The sequence below is a fragment of the Bacillus sp. JFL15 genome (assembly GCF_001184225.1).
GTDB classification, from domain to species: Bacteria; Bacillota; Bacilli; order Bacillales; family Bacillaceae; genus Bacillus; species Bacillus siamensis.
In genome coordinates this window covers 1397897-1417038 of sequence record NZ_KQ236689.1, presented here as the reverse complement: position 1 = coordinate 1417038, position 19142 = coordinate 1397897, and the positions used below count along the sequence as shown (strand labels likewise).

Sequence of the window (19142 nt, the reverse complement as noted above, 5' to 3'; positions counted from 1 at the left end):
GCAGAGGTGAAACGTTTGAACTGCGGGAGGCAGAAATACATGAATTGGCATGGTTTGAGTGAAGAGGAGACAGAGTGCTTGTGGCGCAGGGTGAATCGCGCAGTGAAATGGAAACCGGGCAGTATATTTGCTTCTATAAAACCTCCAAAGCCGTTTCAGGTCTTTGATGTATCTCAAGGATTCAATTGTATCGGTTTTCTGGAAGATGCAGAGATGCAGATACTAAAGGCATTTCAATCTTGTACGTTAAAGCAAGAGTTTATGTATGCGCTGGACTGGCAGCATGAATGTTATCTATTTAATCCTCATGCGCCAATTGATAAAGATGAATTCGGTGAATGGCTTGTCCCCGTTATTCCAAACGGAGACTATTGTTTCTTTATTCAACAGGATTTTCAGTGGGGGCTGTTAGGGGATCCGCGGCAGCAAACCATTACGATATTTGGCTCACCGCTAATAAAGGCGATAGAAAGAAACGCTCCTTTCTTATTGCAAAAGTGAAGACAGCTTGCGAATGAATCTCATGCTTTTACGGGGGGAGGAATAACAGGATGACAGAAGAAGAGTTCAGAGCTGCAGAAAAAAGCTTGAGAGCGTCTTTTCCGAAAGCATATAAACGGCTGCTTCATAAAAAGAACCCTGCAGAAATCGGAGAATGGATTTTTTTCCTATACGTGAACAAAGCCGCTTACAGAAAACTTGGGATGATGTGATCAGGCAAAACAGTGTGTGCAGAGAAGAGAGCATGCCCGACGATATGATCGTAATTGCCGACAACGGAACCGGAGATAAGCTGTGTTTGAAAAAGACGGACGGCGTAATGGAGGAGACTGTTTATCTGTGGGATCATGAGACTGCCGATGTTGAGTTGTATGCCGGTTCTATAGGAGAATTTATAGAAAATGAAAAAGAATAAGTGGCTGATTCAGGAGCTTTTAGAATTCCGCCTTTTCCGGGAACGAGAGATTTCTGTAATTGAGTTGGCGTTTTCCTTCGAGTATGAACATCAGCTCATTTGTTTGAGGCTCATATGCAAAGACGTTTCTTCCGTTCAAATAAAAGAAATGGAGAGTCATGCGGCTGGTTCAGGCATTGTAATAATTGATCCTGCTGCTGATGGAGATGAGGGACAGCATTTTCTCGTAGAGGAGTGGGAGAACCAAACGTTCCGCTTTTATTGCCGTCAATATGAAGCAGCAGAGGAGAAGGAGGCCACAAAATGGAGTGGCACGAACATGAGAAAGCAGTTATGCTGCGGCCGGATTCGCCGGGTTGTTTTGAATTGACGGAGTTTATGTTCTATACCGGATATAACGAGTATTATGATAAAATCCCGGTTTTTGAGCTGAAGCTGACTGATGGACAGTATGATGCTGTGCTGCGTTTTGAAGGTGTGAGTGCTGCCCGGCTGGATGACCTGGAAAGCATCACCGACATCCGTCTGGATATCAGCCCGGTCGACGGCGGCTGGGAATCGATACGCTATTATGTCGATGACGGGGAAGGAAGCATGAGCTTTTATTGCGCCAAATGGGTCGTGCTTGACATGAAGAAAAAGCAGTCCCCGAATGTTCCGGCAAAACGTCAGGGTAAAGCGGCGGCGTTTCGCGTATAATGAGGGGAGCCGGACAGAGAAGGAGTTTAGTTATGAATGAGTTTAATGAATACGCGATCAGCCCCGATATCCAACGGGCGCTGAAAGGATTGCAATACACCGAGCCGACTGAAGTGCAACGGCGCGTCATCCCCGCCGCGCTGCAAAAAAAAGATCTCGTCGTCAAATCGCAGACGGGGAGCGGCAAAACCGCAGCTTTCGGCATTCCGATCTGCGAGCTTGCGGAGTGGGAGGAAAACAAACCGCAGGCCCTGATTTTAACGCCGACCCGCGAGCTTGCGGCGCAGATTAAAGAAGATATCACAAATATCGGCCGTTTTAAACGGATAAAAGCCACGGCGGTTTTTGGAAAAGCTTCTTTTGATAAACAGAAAACCGAACTGAAGCAAAAAAGCCACGTCGTTGCCGGAACGCCGGGGCGTGTGCTTGATCATATCGAAAAAGGGACGCTGCCGCTTGAACGGCTGGCGTATTTAGTGATTGACGAAGCGGACGAAATGCTGAATATGGGATTTATTGAACAGGTGGAAGCCATCATTCAGCACCTGCCGAAAAACAGAGTCACCATGCTCTTTTCAGCGACGCTGCCGGACGACGTCGAGAAGCTGAGCCGCACATATATGAAAGACCCTGAATTGATTGAAGTAAAAGCGGAAGGCCTGACGACAAAAGATATTGAGCATTTTGTCACCGGAACAGCAGAAGAGGACAAATCATCATTGCTGCGTGATGTCCTGATCACCGAAAATCCGGACAGCTGCATCATATTCTGCCGGACTAAAGAAAGAGTCATCCAGTTAACCGATGAGCTGGACAGGCTGGGCTATCCTTGCGATAAAATTCACGGCGGCATGGTGCAGGAAGACCGCTTTGACGTCATGAATGAGTTCAAGCGCGGCGAGTTCCGCTATCTCGTTGCGACCGATGTTGCCGCCAGAGGAATTGATATTGAAAACATCAGCCTCGTCATCAATTATGATATTCCGCTAGAAAAAGAAAGCTATGTGCACCGCACCGGCCGAACGGGGCGCGCCGGACACCGCGGCCGGGCCATCACGTTTGTGACGCCGTTTGAGGGGCGGTTTCTGAATGACATTGAGACATATATCGGTTTCCGCATCCAAAAGCGGGAAGCACCGTCAGAAAAAGAAATAGCGGAACGGAAAGCGGCTTTTGCGGAAAAATTGAACGCCCGCCCAGACGTCAAAACAGACAGAAGCGAACAGTTAAACAAAGACATTATGAAGCTGTACTTTAACGGCGGGAAGAAAAAGAAAATCAGAGCCGTTGATTTTGTAGGAACGATCGCCAAAATTGACGGTGTGTCAGCTGATGACATCGGCATTATCACAATCATGGACAACGCCTCTTACGTGGAGATTTTAAACGGAAAAGGCCCTCAAGTTCTTAAAGTGATGAAGAACACAACCGTCAAAGGGAAAAAGCTGAAGGTGAATAAAGCGAATAAATGATGAATGACCTGCTCCCAGTTAAAGGGGCAGGTCATTTTGCTGCTGGCTGATATCGGCATTGTTCTCCTCAGGCACAAATGCAAGGATGGCGATCCCGATCACAAATAATAAAATCAGGCTGAACACGGCGGCTGACGAATTCCCGGTCAGCTGGGCGGTCACGGCAATCAAAAGCGGGCCGATAATCGAAGCGAACTTGCCGAAGATATTGTAAAAGCCGAAAAACTCATTGGCGTGCTGTTTGGGGACAAGCTTGGCAAAGTAAGAGCGGCTCAGCGCCTGAATACCGCCTTGGGAAGTGGCGACAAGCATAGCCAAAACCCAGAAATCAAAAGCGGAATCCATAAAATAAGCATACGTGCAGACAATCATATACACGCCGATCCCGGCATAAAGCATCGTTTTTCCCTTAAACCGTTCGGCCAGTCGCCCGTACAAAATCGAAAAAGGCGCGGCGATAACCTGTGTGACAAATAAAATAATCAGCAGATTTGCCGCGCTGATTCCGAGGTCTGCCCCGTATGACGTCGACATCGTAATGATGGTGCCGACCCCGTCGATGTAGAAGAAATAGGCGAGCAGAAACAAAAACAGCGCCCGGTATTTCCTGATCTGCTTCAGCGTGCCGGCCAGCCGTTTAAAACTGCTGACGACAAGCCGCGGCTCTCTCTCGATATAATAGCGCTGGCGGACGCGGCGAAGGAGCGGGATCGAAAACAGTCCCCACCAAGCAGCCGTAATCAAAAAGGCAATGCGGCCCGCAGTCTGGGCTGACAGCGGAATCACCCCCGCTTGTGCTGACAGAATGACGGCAATGCTGAGGAGAAAAGGGATCGTGCTGCCGATATAGCCCAGCCCAAACCCCCTGGCCGACACCATATTCATCCGCTCCTTTGCGGCTACATCAACGAGAAACGCATCATAAAACACATTAGACCCGGCAAAGCCGATCGTGGAAATCGTATAACAAATTAATAACAGCACCCAAGATTCACCGGGAATAAAAGCCAGCGCGGCGGTGCCCGCCACACCAATCAGAAAAAAGAAGGCAAAAAACCGTTTCTTGCATCCTTTGTAGTCGGCAATCGTTCCTAAGACGGGGCCGAGCATCGCCAAAATAAAAGTCGCGGCGGCAATCGTATAGCCTAAATAAGCGGTGGAATCCGCCGCGCTGACGCCGTTTTCCGCCGCGGCCGCTTTAAAATACAGGGGAAATACCGCCGTCATAATAATGACCGAATAAGCTGAATTGGCCCAATCATACAGCATCCAGCTGCTTTCTTCTTTCGAAAACCGTTTCATCACACACGCTCCTTCTCAAAAACCGGTTCTCTGCATTATATGCGCCTCATCCGCATCGTTGGACAATGTTTTCTGATTGACCTGGAGATATTGACCTAGTTCAAAAAGGATGTACAATCAAGGTGTGGCAGGTAAATGGTCAGGCGGGAGGGAGACAGAATTGAAGATTGCGAAAGTCATTAATAATAATGTCGTCAGTGTGCTTAAGGAAGGCAATCAGGAATTGGTTATCATGGGCCGGGGCATTGCTTTTCAAAAGAAAACGGGAGACCCTGTAGATGAAGCCCGTATTGAGAAAGTGTTTACCCTCGATAACAGAGATGTATCCGAAAAGTTCAAAACCCTTTTGTATGATATCCCGATCGAGTGTATGGAAGTATCCGAAGAGATTATCAGCTATGCGAAATTACGGCTCGGCAAAAAGCTCAACGACAGCATTTATGTGTCGCTGACCGACCATATTAACTTTGCCATCCAGCGCAATAAGAAAGGGCTGGATATCAAAAATGCCTTGCTGTGGGAAACAAAAAGGCTCTACAAAGACGAATTTGCAATCGGAAAAGAAGCGCTGATCATGGTAAAAAACAAGACTGGCGTGTCTCTGCCGGAGGATGAGGCAGGCTTTATTGCGCTACATATTGTAAATGCCGAACTGAATGAGGAGATGCCCAATATCATCAGCATTACAAAAGTCATGCAAGAGATTTTGAGTATCGTAAAATACCATTTTAAGATTGAATTCAATGAAGAATCGCTTCACTATTATCGGTTTGTCACCCACTTAAAGTTTTTCGCACAGCGCCTTTTTAACGGCACGCACATGGAAAGCCGGGACGATTTTTTGCTGGAGACAGTGAAAGAAAAATACCATCGGGCGTATGAATGCACGAAGAAAATCCAAACCTGGATTGAGAGAGAGTATGAGCACAAGCTCACCAGTGACGAGCTGCTGTATTTAACGATTCATATAGAAAGGGTAGTCAAACAAGCATAATGAGAGCGTTATCATTTATTCATTTTACATATGAGCCTAAATTACAATGAGTGCGGATTATCTCTTACTGTGCTAATGTAATTTAGGTTTTTTAAGATTGATTATTATCATTATTCTGACCGATGTTCCCTTTAAAAGAATGATGTATGATCAGAAGAGAAAACGCTTTCAAATAAAGGGAGGGGAATGCCGACATGCCTTATCGTATGAAACGGGTGCTGCTGCTTCTTGTCACTGGATTGTTTATGAGTTTGTGCGCGGTCACTTCTAGTGCTTCGGCTCAAACAGGCGGATCGTTTTTTGAACCTTTTAACAGCTATGACTCCGGATTATGGCAAAAAGCAAATGGTTACTCGAATGGAGATATGTTTAACTGCACTTGGCGTGCAAATAACGTATCCGTGACGTCATCAGGTGAAATGCGTTTAGCGCTGACAAGTCCGTCTTATAATAAGTTTGACTGCGGGGAAAACCGTTCGGCTCAAACATATGGCTATGGACTTTATGAAGTCAGAATGAAACCGGCTAAAAACACAGGGATTGTTTCATCGTTCTTTACTTATACAGGTCCAACGGATGGGACTCCTTGGGATGAGATTGATATCGAATTTTTAGGAAAAGACACAACAAAGGTTCAATTTAACTATTATACAAATGGCGCGGGAAACCATGAGAAGCTGGCGGATCTCGGATTTGATGCAGCCAATGCCTATCATACGTATGCGTTCGATTGGCAGCCAAACTCTATTAAATGGTATGTTGATGGGCAATTAAAACATACTGCGACAACCCAAATTCCATCAGTACCGGGGAAAATCATGATGAATTTGTGGAATGGTACGGGTGTCGATGACTGGCTCGGTTCCTACAATGGCGTAAATCCGCTATACGCACATTACGACTGGGTGCGTTATACAAAAAAATAATGTATAGAAAAGGATTTCCGTCAGCGGAAATCCTTTTCTGATTAAAACGAAATAATCCCAATCAAAAGCGCCGCAATTGTCATGACAATCGTTGTCCCCACGGCCCATTTAATAGTGAATTTTTGATGGTCGCCAAAGCTGACGCCCGCCATTCCGACCAATAGATAGGTGGAAGGCACAAGCGGGCTGAGCAGGTGCACCGGCTGGCCCAGCAAGGAGGCCCTTCCGATTTCAGCGGCGTCTATTCCGTAAGCGGAAGCGGCTTCTGCGATGATGGGAAGGACACCGAAGTAAAAGGCGTCATTTGACATGAAAAAGGTGAACGGCATGCTGACAATCGCAGTGATCAGCGGCAGGTGCGGGCCCATGGCATCAGGAATGAGTGAAACGAGAGAATGCGCCATCGCATCCACCATTTTTGTACCGGAGAGAATGCCTGTGAATATGCCTGCCGCAAACACCATAGACACAACGTTTAACGCGTTCCCCGCATGCGCCGAGATCCGCTTCTGCTGCTCTTTGACATTTGGATAGTTAACCATCAAGGCGATGGCGAACGCGGTCATGAAAAGAACAGGGAGCGGGAGCAGGCTGGTGATCAGAGCGGCCATCAGAGCGACAGTCAGCAGCAGGTTAAACCATTGGAGAGCGGGACGCTTGAGCGGCGCTGCATTCGGATCGGAGGACGGCGCGTGATCAAGCGAAATGACGCCGAGCCGCTTCCGTTCTTTCTTTCCGAGGAGATAAGCAACGGCGATCACCCAAAGAATGCCGGCAATCATGGCGGGAATCAGCGGAGTGAAGACCTCTGACGTGTCCAATTTCAAGGAAGCCAAAACCCTCGCCGTCGGCCCGCCCCACGGAATAATATTCATGACCCCTGAACCGAGCATCGCAATCCCCGCTAATACCAAACGGTTCATGCCGAGCCGTTTATAAAGAGGCAGCATCGCCGCAATCGTAATCATATAGGTCGTTGTCCCGTCTCCGTCGAGCGAAATGGTCATCGTCAGGACCGCTGTGCCGACGGCGATCTTTAACGGATCTCCTTTGACAAATGATAAGATTTTGGCTATGAGAGGGTCAAACAGACCTGAGTCAATCATAATGCCGAAATATAGGATGGCGAATAACAGCATGATACCGGTAGGGGCGAGGTCTGTCACGCCCTGAATCATCATCCCGCCGAGATCTTTGCCGAATCCGCTGATCAGGGCAAACACAACAGGAACGACAATCAAGGCAATAAGAGCGGAAAGCCGGTTAGACATAATAAGGTACATAAAGACAATGATCATCACAAAACCGAGTATGGCAAGCACGATAGGACCTCCCTTTTTCAACGGCTGTTTTGGTAAGCGCTTCCATGATTTCTTTCTGTCACGAAGGCTTATTTCAAATGTGTATGACCGCATATTTAGATATAGACCTAAAATCCTATTGAGCCGATCAGCAGTTTATATAGGGAACACCGCGGGTAAATGTGCTGTAGAATGTTTCGTTTTAAAAAGGGGGAACTGACATGAGTGATGATCAAAACAAACGAGTAAATGAGCACTCAAAAGACGAGCAGCTTGAGCAGTACAGGTCTGATAACAGCGGGAAGAAAATGACGACCAATCAGGGACTTCGTGTGTCTGAGGATGAGCATTCTTTAAAAGCGGGTGTCCGCGGCCCTACGCTGATGGAGGATTTTCATTTTCGTGAAAAAATGACGCATTTTGACCACGAGCGGATTCCGGAGCGGGTCGTTCATGCCCGCGGATACGGCGTTCATGGGCATTTTCAGGTGTACGAACCGATGACGGAATATACACGGGCGAAATTTTTACAGGATCCGTCTGTCAAAACGCCTGTCTTCGTCCGTTTCTCAACAGTGGCGGGCTCCAAAGGGTCAGGCGACACAGTCCGTGACGCCAGAGGATTCGCGACTAAGTTTTATACCGAAGAAGGGAATTACGATCTCGTCGGAAACAATATTCCGGTATTCTTCATTCAGGATGCGATCAAGTTCCCGGATCTCGTCCATGCCTTTAAACCGGAACCGCACAATGAAATGCCGCAGGCAGCGACGGCTCATGACACGTTCTGGGATTTTGTCGCCAACAATCCTGAATCCGCGCACATGGTCATGTGGACGATGTCTGACCGCGGCATCCCGCGAAGCTACCGAATGATGGAGGGCTTCGGCGTGCATACATTCCGTTTCGTCAACGAGAAAGGAAAAGCGCGTTTCGTGAAATTCCACTGGAAGCCGGTTCTCGGCGTGCATTCTCTCGTATGGGATGAGGCGCAGAAAATTGCCGGGAAAGATCCCGATTTCCATCGCCGCGACCTGTGGGAGACCATTGAAAACGGCGGCAAAGTCGAGTATGAGCTCGGTGTTCAGATGATTGACGAAGAAGATGAATTTAAATTTGACTTCGATATCCTTGATCCGACGAAGCTGTGGCCGGAGGAACTGGTTCCCGTCAAGCTGATCGGAAAAATGACCCTCGACCGCAATCAGGACAATGTCTTTGCGGAAACGGAGCAGGTCGCATTCCACCCGGGAAATGTCGTGCCGGGCATTGATTTCACCAATGACCCGCTCCTGCAGGGACGGCTTTTCTCTTATACAGATACACAGCTCATCCGTCTTGGCGGACCGAATTTTCACGAGATTCCGATCAACCGGCCGGTCTGCCCGTTCCATAACAACCAATACGACGGCTACCACCGGATGACGATCAATAAGGGCCCTGTCGCCTATCATAAAAACTCTCTGCAGAACAATGATCCGTCGCCGGCCTCAGAAGAAGAAGGCGGATACGTTCATTATCAGGAAAAAGTAGAAGGCAGAAAAATCCGCCAGCGCAGTGAGAGCTTCAATGACTATTTTTCTCAGGCGAAGATGTTCTGGAACAGCATGTCTCCCGCCGAGAAAGAACATATCATCTCCGCGTTCAGTTTTGAGGTAGGAAAAGTGAAAAGCAAGGATGTGCAGCAGCAGGTGATTGATGTCTTCAGTCACGTCGACGCTGATCTTGCCGAGCGCGTTGCGAAAGGAATCGGCGTGAACCCGCCGCCAAAGGACCGTGAATCTGATGAAACTTTCACTTCTCCGGCCTTAAGCCAGGAAAATACGGTAAAGACGGCAGCCACAAGGCAGGTCGCGGTTTTAGCCGACCACGGGTTTGCCGATGAGGAAGTCAAACAAGTGCTGGCCGCATGCAAACAGGCGGGAGTCAGAGCCGATATCATCAGTCCTGTGCTTGGAACGATCAAGGGAGAAAACGGCACGGAGCTCGAAGCGTCAGCCACTTTCCTGACAGCGGATTCCGTCCTGTATGACGCTGTTTTCATTCCGGGCGGACAACAAAGCACTGACAGCCTCAAAGCCAAAAAATCGGCTAAAGATTTCGTCAGTGAAGCCTTCAGCCATTACAAAGCGATCGGCGCCTCCGGTGAAGGAAAAGAACTTCTCGCCCTCGCCGCCGGAACCGAAAACGGCCCCGGCCTTGTTCCGGATGGAAACTGCGAACAATTTCTGAAAGCTGTGGCAGCGCATCGCCATTGGGACAGAAAAATATAAGAATGAAAAAGCGCCTTTTTATGAGAGGGGCGCTTTTTTTCTTGTGAAAGTGAACGATCGGAACGAAGCATTAATATGGGAAGAAAACGAAAATCGCTTCCGTACACATCCGCACTTCCCGCTGTGAAATAATATGTTTCACCCTCTTTGGTTTACTTCCGCTCTGTGTTTGTGTATCTTAGGGATAGATTTTCTGGAGGAGCGAATGATAGTGAAGCCGTTTACCGAAAAACAACTCGAAGAATATTACCGGCGTGACGAAAACATGATGATTTTGGTGTTTGCCCAATGGTGCGTCAATCATGATCTTGATCCGATGGCGATTTACAGCAGGGCCTACCCCGGACAGCCTTTAAACGAAGAGCTGCGAAAAACGGCTGAAGAGCTTGTCGTGCCGAAGGAGGAATCAGAACCGATTCCTGATCAAACCGTCATCGGCGTTTTGGAGATGTTCGGCAACTCCGATCTGGCGGAAGCCGTTTATGAAGCCATTGCGCAAAGACCTTCACGGTAAAAGAGGCATGGATGATCCATGTCTCTTTTTTTATGGAGAAAATGTGAGGGAAGGCCCAGAAACAATTTCCTGATCTGCGCTGTCTATAGTGTGTAACCCGTTTTCAAAAAGGGAACGGGTAAATGAAAAGGAGGAGTTGTGATGAAAAAGACATTCAAAATGATGGCGGCTGTGCTTTTGGCAGTGCTGACAGCCGCGCCGTTCGGAGGTTTCGCCCCTTCAGCCGAAGCTGCACAAACCGCAAAGCCCGTTGTCAAAAGCCATACGTATAAGCATGTAAAGCAGCTGACATACCCTGAGGTCACAAATACGGGAAACGCATCTTTTGAAAAGAAAATCAATCAGGACTTCAAACGCTATATTGAAAACTCGTACAAAGAATATGTGAAAAACAAACAAGACGGTGAGAAACAAGGCTATAAAGCGGAATACCAAGCAGACTTCAAGGTGAAGTATAATCAAGGCGGCAAGCTCAGCATTCTGACGGAAAACTACATTTACACAGGCGGCGCACACGGGCTGACATCCGTTCAGACCTTTAATTACGACCTGGCCGCAAAAAAACGGGTCACACTCCATGATGTGCTGAATACGAAAACGAAAGGTAACAAAACGAGAGACTATCTTTACGGCTACATCAAGAAACATGACGATCTGTTCGATCAGGACGTCAAAAAACAGGAGATCATCCTGAACAACGAAAGACCTTTCTTCTTTACGAAAAACGGCATTGCCGTTGTGTTCGGACAATACGATCTCGGGCCGTATGCGGCAGGAATCCGGGATGTTTTCGTGCCTGCATCCGTCTATCAATAAAAAAAAAGCGATATCGCTCCAAAACGGAGCGGTATCGCTTTTTTTCTTTTACCAGACAAACAATCCGACAATCGCCGCGCTCAATAAGGAAACGGCAATTCCGCTGACAAGCAGCTTCCAGACGTTTTTTCCGATGATGGCTGATTTTTCACCATCAAGCAGAGATTGATAAGATCCGTAGATCATACCGATGGTGCTGAAGTTTGCGAATGATGTCAGGAATGTCGTCGCCACGGCAATCGTGTGCGGCGGAAGTGATTTCAGCTGCCCTTTCAGATCGGCCATTGCCACAAACTCGTTCGTCGCGAGCTTGATGCCCATCAGCTGTGCGACATACATCGCGTCATGTACGCCTAATCCGAGAAGGAAGGCAAACGGACTGAAGATGTATGAGAAAATCTTTTGAATGGTCAAACCGTGCACGAACAGTCCGAGCACGCCGTTTAATGCGGCGGTTAACGCCACATATCCGATCACCATTGCTAAGATGACAATGACCATGTTCATGCCGACAAGCATACTGTTAGAAATCGTGGAGAAGAAGTCCTTTTTCTCCGCTTTTGAAGGTACGTAAATGATATCGTCCTCTTTAGAAACGTCAACGGGATTCAGCATATTTGCGATTAAAAGCGCGTTTAAGCAATTCAGCGGGATGGCTGTAAACACATAAGTGGACGGAACCATCGTCAAGTACGATCCGATGATCGAGCCGCTGATGCTGCTCATACTCATCAGCCCGAATGTCAGAAGCCGATTGTTGTTGACGGCGGCAAGCTGCTGGCGGATGACGGCTAAGGCTTCCGTATTTCCTAAAAACATCATCTGAATGGAGAAAAAGCTCTCCAGCTTCGGCAGACGGGATATTTTAGAAATCAGCCAGCCGATTTTATCAATGAGCCACGGCAGAATACCGAAATACGACAGCATATCAAAGAAGGTCACGACGAAGATAATCGGCAGCAGTGCGCTGAAGAAAAAATCAACCGTCGGATTGGCCATGACAGATGGAAAAGCGAACGCAATTCCTTGACTGGCGCAGGAAATCAGCCATGTAAAGAACGCGCCGATCTTCCCGATGACAAAGCCGCCGACTTTTGTCCCTAACATAAACCAAGTAATCAGAAACTCAAAGACGAGGAGCATGACAATCGGGCGCCATTTAATCTTCTTCTTGTTGGGAGAGCATAAGAAAACAACAGCCATGACAACAATGAGACCGACAATGTTCAATAAAAAGTACATGTGAGCAACTCCTATAAGGGTATTATGGAAATAAAAAAAGCTCTTATTCGTCACAAATTCCTGAAAGCCAGAAAGTGTGATAAATAAGAGCCAAAAGAAAAGAATAGACTGACAGCATCATATGCTTTTCACTCGTTCAAATTTATGCAAACTTTCTTGTAGTCTAGTCTTTTACGGCACTAGGTAGAAACAATCAGACCATATTACTGATCATATACAAGAATAACGATATTACATGAGATAGCAGTATTTTATCGTTTCAATTTTTGAAAATCAACCTTTTTAGATATTTTCAAAATAATAAATTTATATTATAAATAAAGAAAATAAAGGATATGTAAAAGTAATTGGATAATAAAGGTATAACATGTCCCTAAAAAATCGGTCCGGTTCATTGTAAAGACTGGATGCATCTGGTAAAATGGATCTGAGGGCACAGCCTTCAAAAGGCGGCAGAAAAGGGGTCATTTTCGTGATCATCCAGTTCATTCGTTACAGATAATGAGAGGTATAGATAAATAGGTTAAACCTTCCAATTTGGCAAGGTTTATTTGTCTATGCCTTTTTCATTTCATCAAAATAACGAATGAATGAGGTGTTTTTTTGGCGTCGATGAAAAGAAAACGCGCTGAATTACTGCAATCATGCCAGTCCGTATTCAGGTGTCCGCTATGCCGTACGGCCATGGCGGTCTCACAAAATCAAAGCTTGATATGCGGAAACGGGCATACATTTGATATATCAAAACAAGGATATGTGAATTTCCTCAATAAAGCGGTCAAAACCCGCTATGACAGGCAGCTGTTCGAAGCGAGACGCGCTCTTTTTGACAGCCGGGAATTTTTTGTCCCGGTTCAAAAAGAGATCGCCGCCATCATCTGCCGTACGCAATCTCCGCAAAAACAGGCGGCGATATTGGATGCGGGATGCGGAGAAGGCTCTCATTTAGCCGCCGTATGCAAATTGCTTCAGCCCGCTTTTTCCGTGACGGGAATCGGCATTGATCTCTCGAAAGAAGGTGTGCTGCATGCCGCAAAGGCCTTCGGAGATCATTTGGTTTTTGCCGTCGCTGATGTGGCGGATGCGCCGTTTGATGACAGCTGTTTTGATGTCGTGATGTCTGTTTTATCGCCTTGGAATTACAAGGAATGCAGCAGGCTTTTACGAAAGGGCGGCACAGTCATTAAAGCGGTGCCGCGGCGTGATTATTTGAAGGAAGTAAGGGAATTCTTTTTCGGAGACAGTCCCCGGCGGAATGACACCGCCGATTCAGCGGCCTGCCGTTTCCAAGCGGCCTTTCAAACCTTTGATCGCAAACGGCTGCGTTACACGAAGACATTATCGCAGCCTGATCTTGAACGGCTTGTGAAAATGACGCCACTAACATGGAAATGCACTGAAGAAAGCATTCAGCGGTTTATCGGCCGGAAAGCGGCTGATATCACGATAGATATCGAAATTTTAATCGGGACCGATCCGCTGTAAAACGGAAAAGACACGCGATTAGCGTGTCTTTTTTTTATTTCCAGACTTCACCGGCAATATCGACGACATGGCGCAGTTTTGCCCATTGCTGTTCTTCTGTGATCAGGTTTCCTTCCTCAGTGGAAGCGAATCCGCATTGCGGGCTGAGGCAAAGCTGATCCAGGCTGACATATTGAGAAGCTTCTTCAATCCGGCGTTTAACCGCGTCCTTGTCTTCGAGATCGCCGTGTTTCGATGTAATCAAACCGAGCACAAGCTGGAGATCAGAGCGTTTGACATAACGGAGCGGTTCAAAGCCGCCGGAGCGGGAATCATCATATTCCAAGAATAATCCGTCAAGGTCAAGCCCGTCAAAAATCGTTTCCGCCGCCGCATCATATCCGCCTTCAGCTGTCCATGTGGACTGGAAGTTGCCGCGGCAGATATGCATCGTAACCTTCAAGTCGGCAGGACGATCCTTAATGGCGTCATTAATAGAAGCTGCGAACAGCCTGCGCAGCTCATCCGGCGTCGTTCCGAATGCTTCAATCTGGCGAAGCCCCGCTTCAGATAAGAAAACGGCCCATGCGGTGTCATCGAGTTGAAGATAGCGGCATCCGGCGTCATAGAAAGCTTGAATCGCTTTTTTATACGCCTTTGATACATCATGCTGAAATTGTTTGTAATCATTCTGATACGCCGCTTTTTCCAATTTTCCGCGGAAAAACAGCATATTCGGGCTTGGAATTGTCATTTTTGGAACAGCATCGCCGGCAATGCTGTGAAGAAATTTATAATCTTCGAGCATCGGATGCTGAGAAAAATCAATATCTCCCGTTACTTTAATGCCGCGCGCTTTCGTCTGTACATTGTGAAACTGAATGCCGCTTTCAGGCGTAAACGCTTCGACGCCGTCTAAGTTTTCGAGAAAATCAAAATGCCACCAGGCCCGGCGGAATTCGCCGTCAGTCACGACATTGAGGCCGGTCTCTTTCTGCTTTTTCACGCTGCGGATGATTTCTTGGTTTTCGATTTCGCGCAGCTGTTCTGCCGAAATCTCACCCGCCGCTCTTTGCAGGCGGGCTTGCTTCACAGCCGCCGGCCGGAGCAGGCTTCCGACCTGATCCGCGCGAAACGGCGGGTTTTTTCTAAGAAGAGTGTGCAATGATTGTTCTGTGTTTTGCTGTGACATGAACGATTCCTTCTTTCCTCAATGAAATATAAAAAGCTCTTCCCTTGGATAGGGAAGAGCTTGCGTCCGCAAATCTCAACCTTATCTTCAGGATTTAGCACCATTCTGCTGAACAGCGGTTGCCGGGTATCATAGGGCCAGTCCCTCCACCTCTCTTGATAAGGAAATATGCTATTTTTCAGAATAAACTGTAATACTCTTAATCTTAGTATATTATCTTATATTGTCAATATATTTCGATAAATATTTTTATTTATCACCCTCAAATAGAATCATATCTATCACGATTGCGATCGCAAGACAAAGAACAATATCCTCTTCATTTTCAATCTCCAGATGATAGGAATCGCCAAAGCTCATCCATGATTTGGTGACGGTCATCCGGTTTGATTTCCCGTCTGTCACTTGAAAATTCCGTCCCCACACATCGCCGGTAATATCCCAGCCGACTCCGGAAATTTCAAATTTCGGTTTGAAAAACGTCATTTTCTTGATGACTTGGCATACAGGCTTGCCGCCGACGGAAATTTCGTAACGGGGAACGAGCGACATCAGTTTCTGACTGACACTGGCGAGCGTGCGGCCGTCCAAATCAGACAGCTTCAGTTCGTCACCGAAAGAAAACAGCTTTCCCTCCACATTGAAGACTTCCTTACCGCTTTCAAGAAACACTTGAAACCGATTCTTAAACGTAAACATCCGCTCTTTGATATAAAAATGATACATAAAAAAACTCCTTTTTTATGTTGTACGTAAAAAGGAGACGGATGGTTTCATATTGGAGGGGTGCACAAAAAAAGGCTGCCGATTTTGCGGCAGCTGTCGTTTTTATGATAGCGGCATCCGGCGTTTCTGACGGATCGCATTTAAATCAATGATGTTATTCGTGTCGGCAGCTGTCACCAGCGGGCTTGTCTTTGGCGTTTTCCGGCGGTTGTCCTTACTGAAAGAGAAAACCAGGTATCCTGTCAAAGCAGCAAAAATAAGTAGCATCATTTTACATACCTCCCAAAAAAAGTTTTGGTATTATTATTGTACGAAAAAACAAACGAAAAGTATTCAAACAATTGTCACTTTTTTAAAAAATAAAGACATTTTCCGTAAAAATGACTATGATCTGCGGTTGATTTTGCTCTTGTTGTGGTTCTATAGATTGTATCGGCTGCTGAGTGATTATCGTTTATATAACTTTTTCACTATTTTTTGACAGTGCCGAATTAACTAATACATTGTTTTCGTTTGCCTTGTGTTATTCAGTACCCTAAAAAATCCTGCGATATGCAAAATAACTGCTTCTAACGGAAGATTATGATTTGATAGCGCTTTCCTTATTTTTTGTAAGAAAACGAGATGTTATCTTACAAAAAATCGTCTGAACATTTTTCGCAGCTTTTTAAAAGGGTTCGATTTCGTCTCCAGAACACGGGGGTCTTTTAAGGTTTTTTTCAATTCTCTTGCTACAGTGCCTCTTGCCATAGTCTTCACTCCTTCCTTCCAATTCATACCTTATATACGGAAAGAAAGAAGGAAAGGTTTCATGTGAAAGAAAAAAACCAAAGCAGGGAGCTTTGGTTTTACGCGCGTTCTTCAAACAGCCTGGCGATCTCAACAATAACGTTTACCGCCTTTTCCATATGGTCTACGGAAATGTATTCATATTTTCCGTGGAAGTTTTCGCCGCCCGTGAAGATGTTCGGTGTCGGCAGTCCCATGTAAGAGAGCTGTGATCCGTCAGTTCCGCCCCGGATCGGTTCGATAATCGGTTCGATGCCGAGGTTTTTCATGGCTTGATAGGCGATGTCGACAATTTCTTTGACCGGTTCGATTTTTTCTCTCATGTTGTAATATTGATCATGCAGTTCAAGCTTGATGCTTTCCTTGCCGTATTTAGCTGCAAGCGCGTCGGCGGTTTTCTGCATAAATTCTTTTCGTTCTGTAAAGCGGTCTCTGTCAAAGTCTCTGATGATGTACGACAGGGCGGCTTCAGAAACGTCTCCGTTCATTGAATTTAAGTGATAGAAGCCTTCATACCCTTCCGTATATTCCGGCGCTTCTTCTTTCGGCAGCGCGTGATGAAATTCCATCGCGATTTTTGAAGCGTTGACCATTTTGTTTTTCGCCGTTCCGGGGTGAACGCTTTTTCCGTAACAAGTAAGCTTTGCGGAGGCTGCGTTAAAGCTTTCATATTGCAGTTCGCCGAGGGGGCCTCCGTCTACCGTGTAGGCGAATGCGGCGTTGAAGCGGCCGACATCGAATTTGTGAGGCCCTCTGCCGATTTCTTCATCCGGTGTGAATGCGACCCGGATCGTCCCGTGTTTGATGTCCGGATGTTTGATCAAGTACGCCATTGCCGTCATGATTTCGGCAATGCCCGCTTTGTTGTCGGCTCCGAGCAGCGTCGTGCCGTCGGTTGTAATCAGCGTCTGGCCTTTATAGCGGGAAAGCTCCGGGAATTGCTCAGGCGACAGGACGACGTTGAGTTTGTCATTCAGAACGATATCATGTCCGTCATAGCTTTCAATAATCTGAGGATTCACGTTTTTTCCGGTGAAATCAGTCGCTGTATCTACGTGGGCCAGAAAACCGATCGTCGGCACGTCTTTATCCGTATTTGCCGGAAGAGTCGCCATGACGTATCCATTGTCATCGACTGTGATTTCTTTCATGCCGATCGACTTTAATTCATCTGCCAGCATGTTGGCCAATGTCAGCTGTCCGGGGGTAGATGGACAGTTTTCATTGTTTTCGTCAGACTGTGTATCGACTTTTACATAAGAAGTAAAGCGTTCAATGATTTCGTTTTTCATACCGTCATCTCCTTTGTCTTATCTTACCATGTGCGGGGGAGGGATTTCTATTTCACAACCCGTTTGAATTACGCGAATGAAAACAAAATATGAAGAAACGATGACTAAACGATTAAACTTTCTGAAAATGGATGATTGAGGAAGAAAAAACCTATATAATATGGTCAATTCATTCAATAGGGAGGCTTTCTTCATGGCGATTTTAGTGACAGGCGGAGCGGGTTATATCGGAAGCCACACATGTGTCGAGCTGTTAAACAGCGGCTATGACATCGTGGTTCTGGATAATCTGTCAAATAGTTCACCGGAAGCATTGGAGCGTGTGAAAGACATTACCGGAAAAGGGCTTGTGTTTTATGAAGCGGATCTCCTTGACCGTGACGCCGTTCACCGGGTGTTTGCTGCAAATGAGATTGAAGCCGTCATTCATTTTGCGGGTTTAAAAGCGGTCGGTGAGTCTGTGGCTGTTCCGCTCCGTTATTATCATAATAATCTGACGGGGACGTTTATTTTATGTGAAGCCATGCAGGCACACGGTGTGAAAAAAATCGTCTTCAGCTCATCAGCGACGGTTTACGGCGTTCCGGAAACAACGCCGATCACCGAAGATTTTCCGTTAAGCGCGACCAATCCTTACGGGCAGACCAAGCTGATGCTGGAACAGATTTTGCGCGATCTGCATAAGGCGGACCCTGAATGGAGCATTGCGCTGCTCCGCTACTTTAATCCGTTCGGCGCGCATCCGAGCGGCCGGATCGGAGAAGACCCGAACGGCATCCCGAATAATTTAATGCCATATGTCGCCCAAGTGGCTGTCGGCAAGCTTGAGCAATTGCAGGTGTTCGGTAATGATTATCCGACAAAGGACGGCACCGGCGTGCGGGATTACATCCATGTCGTTGATCTTGCCGAGGGCCACGTCAAAGCGCTTGAAAAGGTGCTGGACACAACGGGCGCCGACGCCTATAATCTCGGCACGGGAAGAGGGTACAGCGTTCTTGAAATGGTCAAGGCGTTTGAAAAAGTATCAGGAAAAGCAGTGCCGTACCGTTTTGCCGACCGGCGCCCGGGAGACATTGCCGCATGCTTCGCAGATCCGGCAAAAGCGAAGGCAGAATTAGGCTGGGAAGCAAAGCGCGGCCTTGAAGAAATGTGCGCCGACTCTTGGAAGTGGCAGTCCTCTAATGTGAACGGGTATCAAAAGGTGTAAAAAGAAAGAGACCT

General features: G+C 46.9%; 19 protein-coding genes and 2 riboswitches. Of the genes, 12 read left to right on the top strand and 7 right to left on the bottom strand.

Going from position 1 to position 19142, the window contains the following annotated elements:
• The first annotated feature begins 39 nt into the window (after positions 1-39).
• From AD710_RS07125 to AD710_RS07105, 5 genes are all read left to right on the top strand, one after another.
• Positions 40-501, top strand: coding sequence for a DUF2716 domain-containing protein (locus tag AD710_RS07125; protein WP_049627655.1), 462 nt, complete (start codon positions 40-42; stop codon positions 499-501).
• Between the two features lie 50 nt (positions 502-551).
• Positions 552-713 (top strand): SMI1/KNR4 family protein, encoded by a 162-nt coding sequence (locus AD710_RS19985; protein ID WP_223152351.1) that lies wholly within the window; start codon positions 552-554, stop codon positions 711-713.
• Positions 656-916, top strand: a complete 261-nt coding sequence (locus tag AD710_RS07120; protein WP_223152278.1) for an SMI1/KNR4 family protein — start codon at positions 656-658, stop codon at positions 914-916. Before AD710_RS19985 ends, AD710_RS07120 begins: the two co-directional genes overlap by 58 nt.
• A 303-nt stretch (positions 917-1219) precedes the next feature.
• A complete protein-coding gene (locus tag AD710_RS07110) occupies positions 1220-1615 on the top strand; it encodes a hypothetical protein (protein WP_045925545.1) in 396 nt (131 codons plus the stop codon).
• 32 nt (positions 1616-1647) lie between these two features.
• Entirely contained in the window at positions 1648-3087 is a 1440-nt protein-coding gene (locus AD710_RS07105) for a DEAD/DEAH box helicase (RefSeq protein ID WP_049627654.1), read from the top strand.
• An 18-nt stretch (positions 3088-3105) separates the two neighbouring features.
• Here AD710_RS07105 and AD710_RS07100 read toward each other — a convergent pair whose 3' ends face one another.
• Positions 3106-4392, bottom strand: a complete 1287-nt coding sequence (locus tag AD710_RS07100; protein WP_156187158.1) for an MFS transporter — start codon at positions 4390-4392, stop codon at positions 3106-3108.
• A gap of 157 nt (positions 4393-4549) precedes the next feature.
• On the opposite strand from AD710_RS07100, the gene licT reads away from it, so the two are divergent.
• Positions 4550-5383: a BglG family transcription antiterminator LicT gene (gene licT, locus AD710_RS07095; RefSeq protein WP_049627652.1), complete on the top strand. Its 834-nt coding sequence runs from the start codon at positions 4550-4552 to the stop codon at positions 5381-5383.
• Between the two features lie 194 nt (positions 5384-5577).
• The gene (gene bglS / locus AD710_RS07090; RefSeq protein ID WP_049627651.1) at positions 5578-6309 is read left to right on the top strand and encodes a beta-glucanase; all 732 of its coding nucleotides are present in this window, start codon (positions 5578-5580) and stop codon (positions 6307-6309) included.
• Between the two features lie 41 nt (positions 6310-6350).
• On the opposite strand, the gene citH is transcribed toward bglS, so the two are convergent.
• A complete protein-coding gene (gene citH / locus AD710_RS07085) occupies positions 6351-7631 on the bottom strand; it encodes a citrate transporter CitH (RefSeq protein WP_049627650.1) in 1281 nt (426 codons plus the stop codon).
• 200 nt (positions 7632-7831) lie between these two features.
• Here citH and AD710_RS07080 point away from each other — a divergent pair, with 200 nt between their 5' ends.
• From AD710_RS07080 to AD710_RS07070, 3 genes are all read left to right on the top strand, one after another.
• Positions 7832-9883, top strand: a complete 2052-nt coding sequence (locus AD710_RS07080) for a catalase (RefSeq protein WP_049627649.1) — start codon at positions 7832-7834, stop codon at positions 9881-9883.
• A gap of 205 nt (positions 9884-10088) precedes the next feature.
• Positions 10089-10397: a hypothetical protein gene (locus AD710_RS07075; RefSeq protein WP_016937459.1), complete on the top strand. Its 309-nt coding sequence runs from the start codon at positions 10089-10091 to the stop codon at positions 10395-10397.
• A 141-nt stretch (positions 10398-10538) separates the two neighbouring features.
• Complete coding sequence (locus AD710_RS07070; RefSeq protein ID WP_016937460.1) at positions 10539-11213, top strand: DUF3298 and DUF4163 domain-containing protein; 675 nt, start codon at positions 10539-10541, stop codon at positions 11211-11213.
• 48 nt (positions 11214-11261) lie between these two features.
• On the opposite strand, the gene AD710_RS07065 is transcribed toward AD710_RS07070, so the two are convergent.
• Positions 11262-12455: a NupC/NupG family nucleoside CNT transporter gene (locus tag AD710_RS07065; protein WP_045925537.1), complete on the bottom strand. Its 1194-nt coding sequence runs from the start codon at positions 12453-12455 to the stop codon at positions 11262-11264.
• Between the two features lie 139 nt (positions 12456-12594).
• Positions 12595-12695, bottom strand: a riboswitch (purine riboswitch).
• A 363-nt stretch (positions 12696-13058) separates the two neighbouring features.
• Here AD710_RS07065 and AD710_RS07060 point away from each other — a divergent pair.
• Positions 13059-13940 carry a putative RNA methyltransferase gene (locus tag AD710_RS07060; RefSeq protein WP_049627648.1) on the top strand — a complete coding sequence of 294 codons (882 nt, stop codon included), beginning with the start codon at positions 13059-13061 and terminating at the stop codon, positions 13938-13940.
• A 34-nt stretch (positions 13941-13974) separates the two neighbouring features.
• On the opposite strand, the gene AD710_RS07055 is transcribed toward AD710_RS07060, so the two are convergent.
• The 4 genes from AD710_RS07055 to pepT form a co-directional block, all read right to left on the bottom strand.
• Positions 13975-15111 (bottom strand): 5-methyltetrahydropteroyltriglutamate--homocysteine S-methyltransferase, encoded by a 1137-nt coding sequence (locus tag AD710_RS07055; protein ID WP_049627647.1) that lies wholly within the window; start codon positions 15109-15111, stop codon positions 13975-13977.
• Between the two features lie 78 nt (positions 15112-15189).
• A riboswitch (SAM riboswitch) is annotated at positions 15190-15276 on the bottom strand.
• A gap of 84 nt (positions 15277-15360) precedes the next feature.
• Complete coding sequence (locus tag AD710_RS07050; protein ID WP_049627646.1) at positions 15361-15837, bottom strand: LURP-one-related/scramblase family protein; 477 nt, start codon at positions 15835-15837, stop codon at positions 15361-15363.
• Between the two features lie 102 nt (positions 15838-15939).
• On the bottom strand, positions 15940-16107 hold the full coding sequence (locus tag AD710_RS19805) for a hypothetical protein (protein WP_003150808.1): 168 nt from the start codon (positions 16105-16107) through the stop codon (positions 15940-15942).
• Between the two features lie 578 nt (positions 16108-16685).
• On the bottom strand, positions 16686-17918 hold the full coding sequence (gene pepT / locus AD710_RS07045) for a peptidase T (protein ID WP_049627645.1): 1233 nt from the start codon (positions 17916-17918) through the stop codon (positions 16686-16688).
• Between the two features lie 193 nt (positions 17919-18111).
• On the opposite strand from pepT, the gene galE reads away from it, so the two are divergent.
• Positions 18112-19128: a UDP-glucose 4-epimerase GalE gene (galE, locus tag AD710_RS07040; protein WP_049627644.1), complete on the top strand. Its 1017-nt coding sequence runs from the start codon at positions 18112-18114 to the stop codon at positions 19126-19128.
• Positions 19129-19142 lie beyond the last annotated feature (14 nt).

Excerpts from the sequence above, each read along its gene's own strand:
- bglS (WP_049627651.1), top strand. The coding sequence starts at position 5,578 with ATGCCTTATCGTATGAAACGGGTGCTGCTGCTTCTTGTCACTGGATTG.
- AD710_RS19805 (WP_003150808.1), bottom strand. The coding sequence starts at position 16,107 with ATGATGCTACTTATTTTTGCTGCTTTGACAGGATACCTGGTTTTCTCT.
- AD710_RS07120 (WP_223152278.1), top strand. The coding sequence starts at position 656 with ATGGATTTTTTTCCTATACGTGAACAAAGCCGCTTACAGAAAACTTGG.
- AD710_RS07065 (WP_045925537.1), bottom strand. The coding sequence starts at position 12,455 with ATGTACTTTTTATTGAACATTGTCGGTCTCATTGTTGTCATGGCTGTT.
- AD710_RS19985 (WP_223152351.1), top strand. The coding sequence starts at position 552 with ATGACAGAAGAAGAGTTCAGAGCTGCAGAAAAAAGCTTGAGAGCGTCT.
- AD710_RS07080 (WP_049627649.1), top strand. The coding sequence starts at position 7,832 with ATGAGTGATGATCAAAACAAACGAGTAAATGAGCACTCAAAAGACGAG.
- galE (WP_049627644.1), top strand. The coding sequence starts at position 18,112 with ATGGCGATTTTAGTGACAGGCGGAGCGGGTTATATCGGAAGCCACACA.
- AD710_RS07125 (WP_049627655.1), top strand. The coding sequence starts at position 40 with ATGAATTGGCATGGTTTGAGTGAAGAGGAGACAGAGTGCTTGTGGCGC.
- AD710_RS07070 (WP_016937460.1), top strand. The coding sequence starts at position 10,539 with ATGAAAAAGACATTCAAAATGATGGCGGCTGTGCTTTTGGCAGTGCTG.
- pepT (WP_049627645.1), bottom strand. The coding sequence starts at position 17,918 with ATGAAAAACGAAATCATTGAACGCTTTACTTCTTATGTAAAAGTCGAT.
- AD710_RS07055 (WP_049627647.1), bottom strand. The coding sequence starts at position 15,111 with ATGTCACAGCAAAACACAGAACAATCATTGCACACTCTTCTTAGAAAA.
- AD710_RS07105 (WP_049627654.1), top strand. The coding sequence starts at position 1,648 with ATGAATGAGTTTAATGAATACGCGATCAGCCCCGATATCCAACGGGCG.
- AD710_RS07075 (WP_016937459.1), top strand. The coding sequence starts at position 10,089 with ATGATAGTGAAGCCGTTTACCGAAAAACAACTCGAAGAATATTACCGG.
- AD710_RS07110 (WP_045925545.1), top strand. The coding sequence starts at position 1,220 with ATGGAGTGGCACGAACATGAGAAAGCAGTTATGCTGCGGCCGGATTCG.
- AD710_RS07050 (WP_049627646.1), bottom strand. The coding sequence starts at position 15,837 with ATGTATCATTTTTATATCAAAGAGCGGATGTTTACGTTTAAGAATCGG.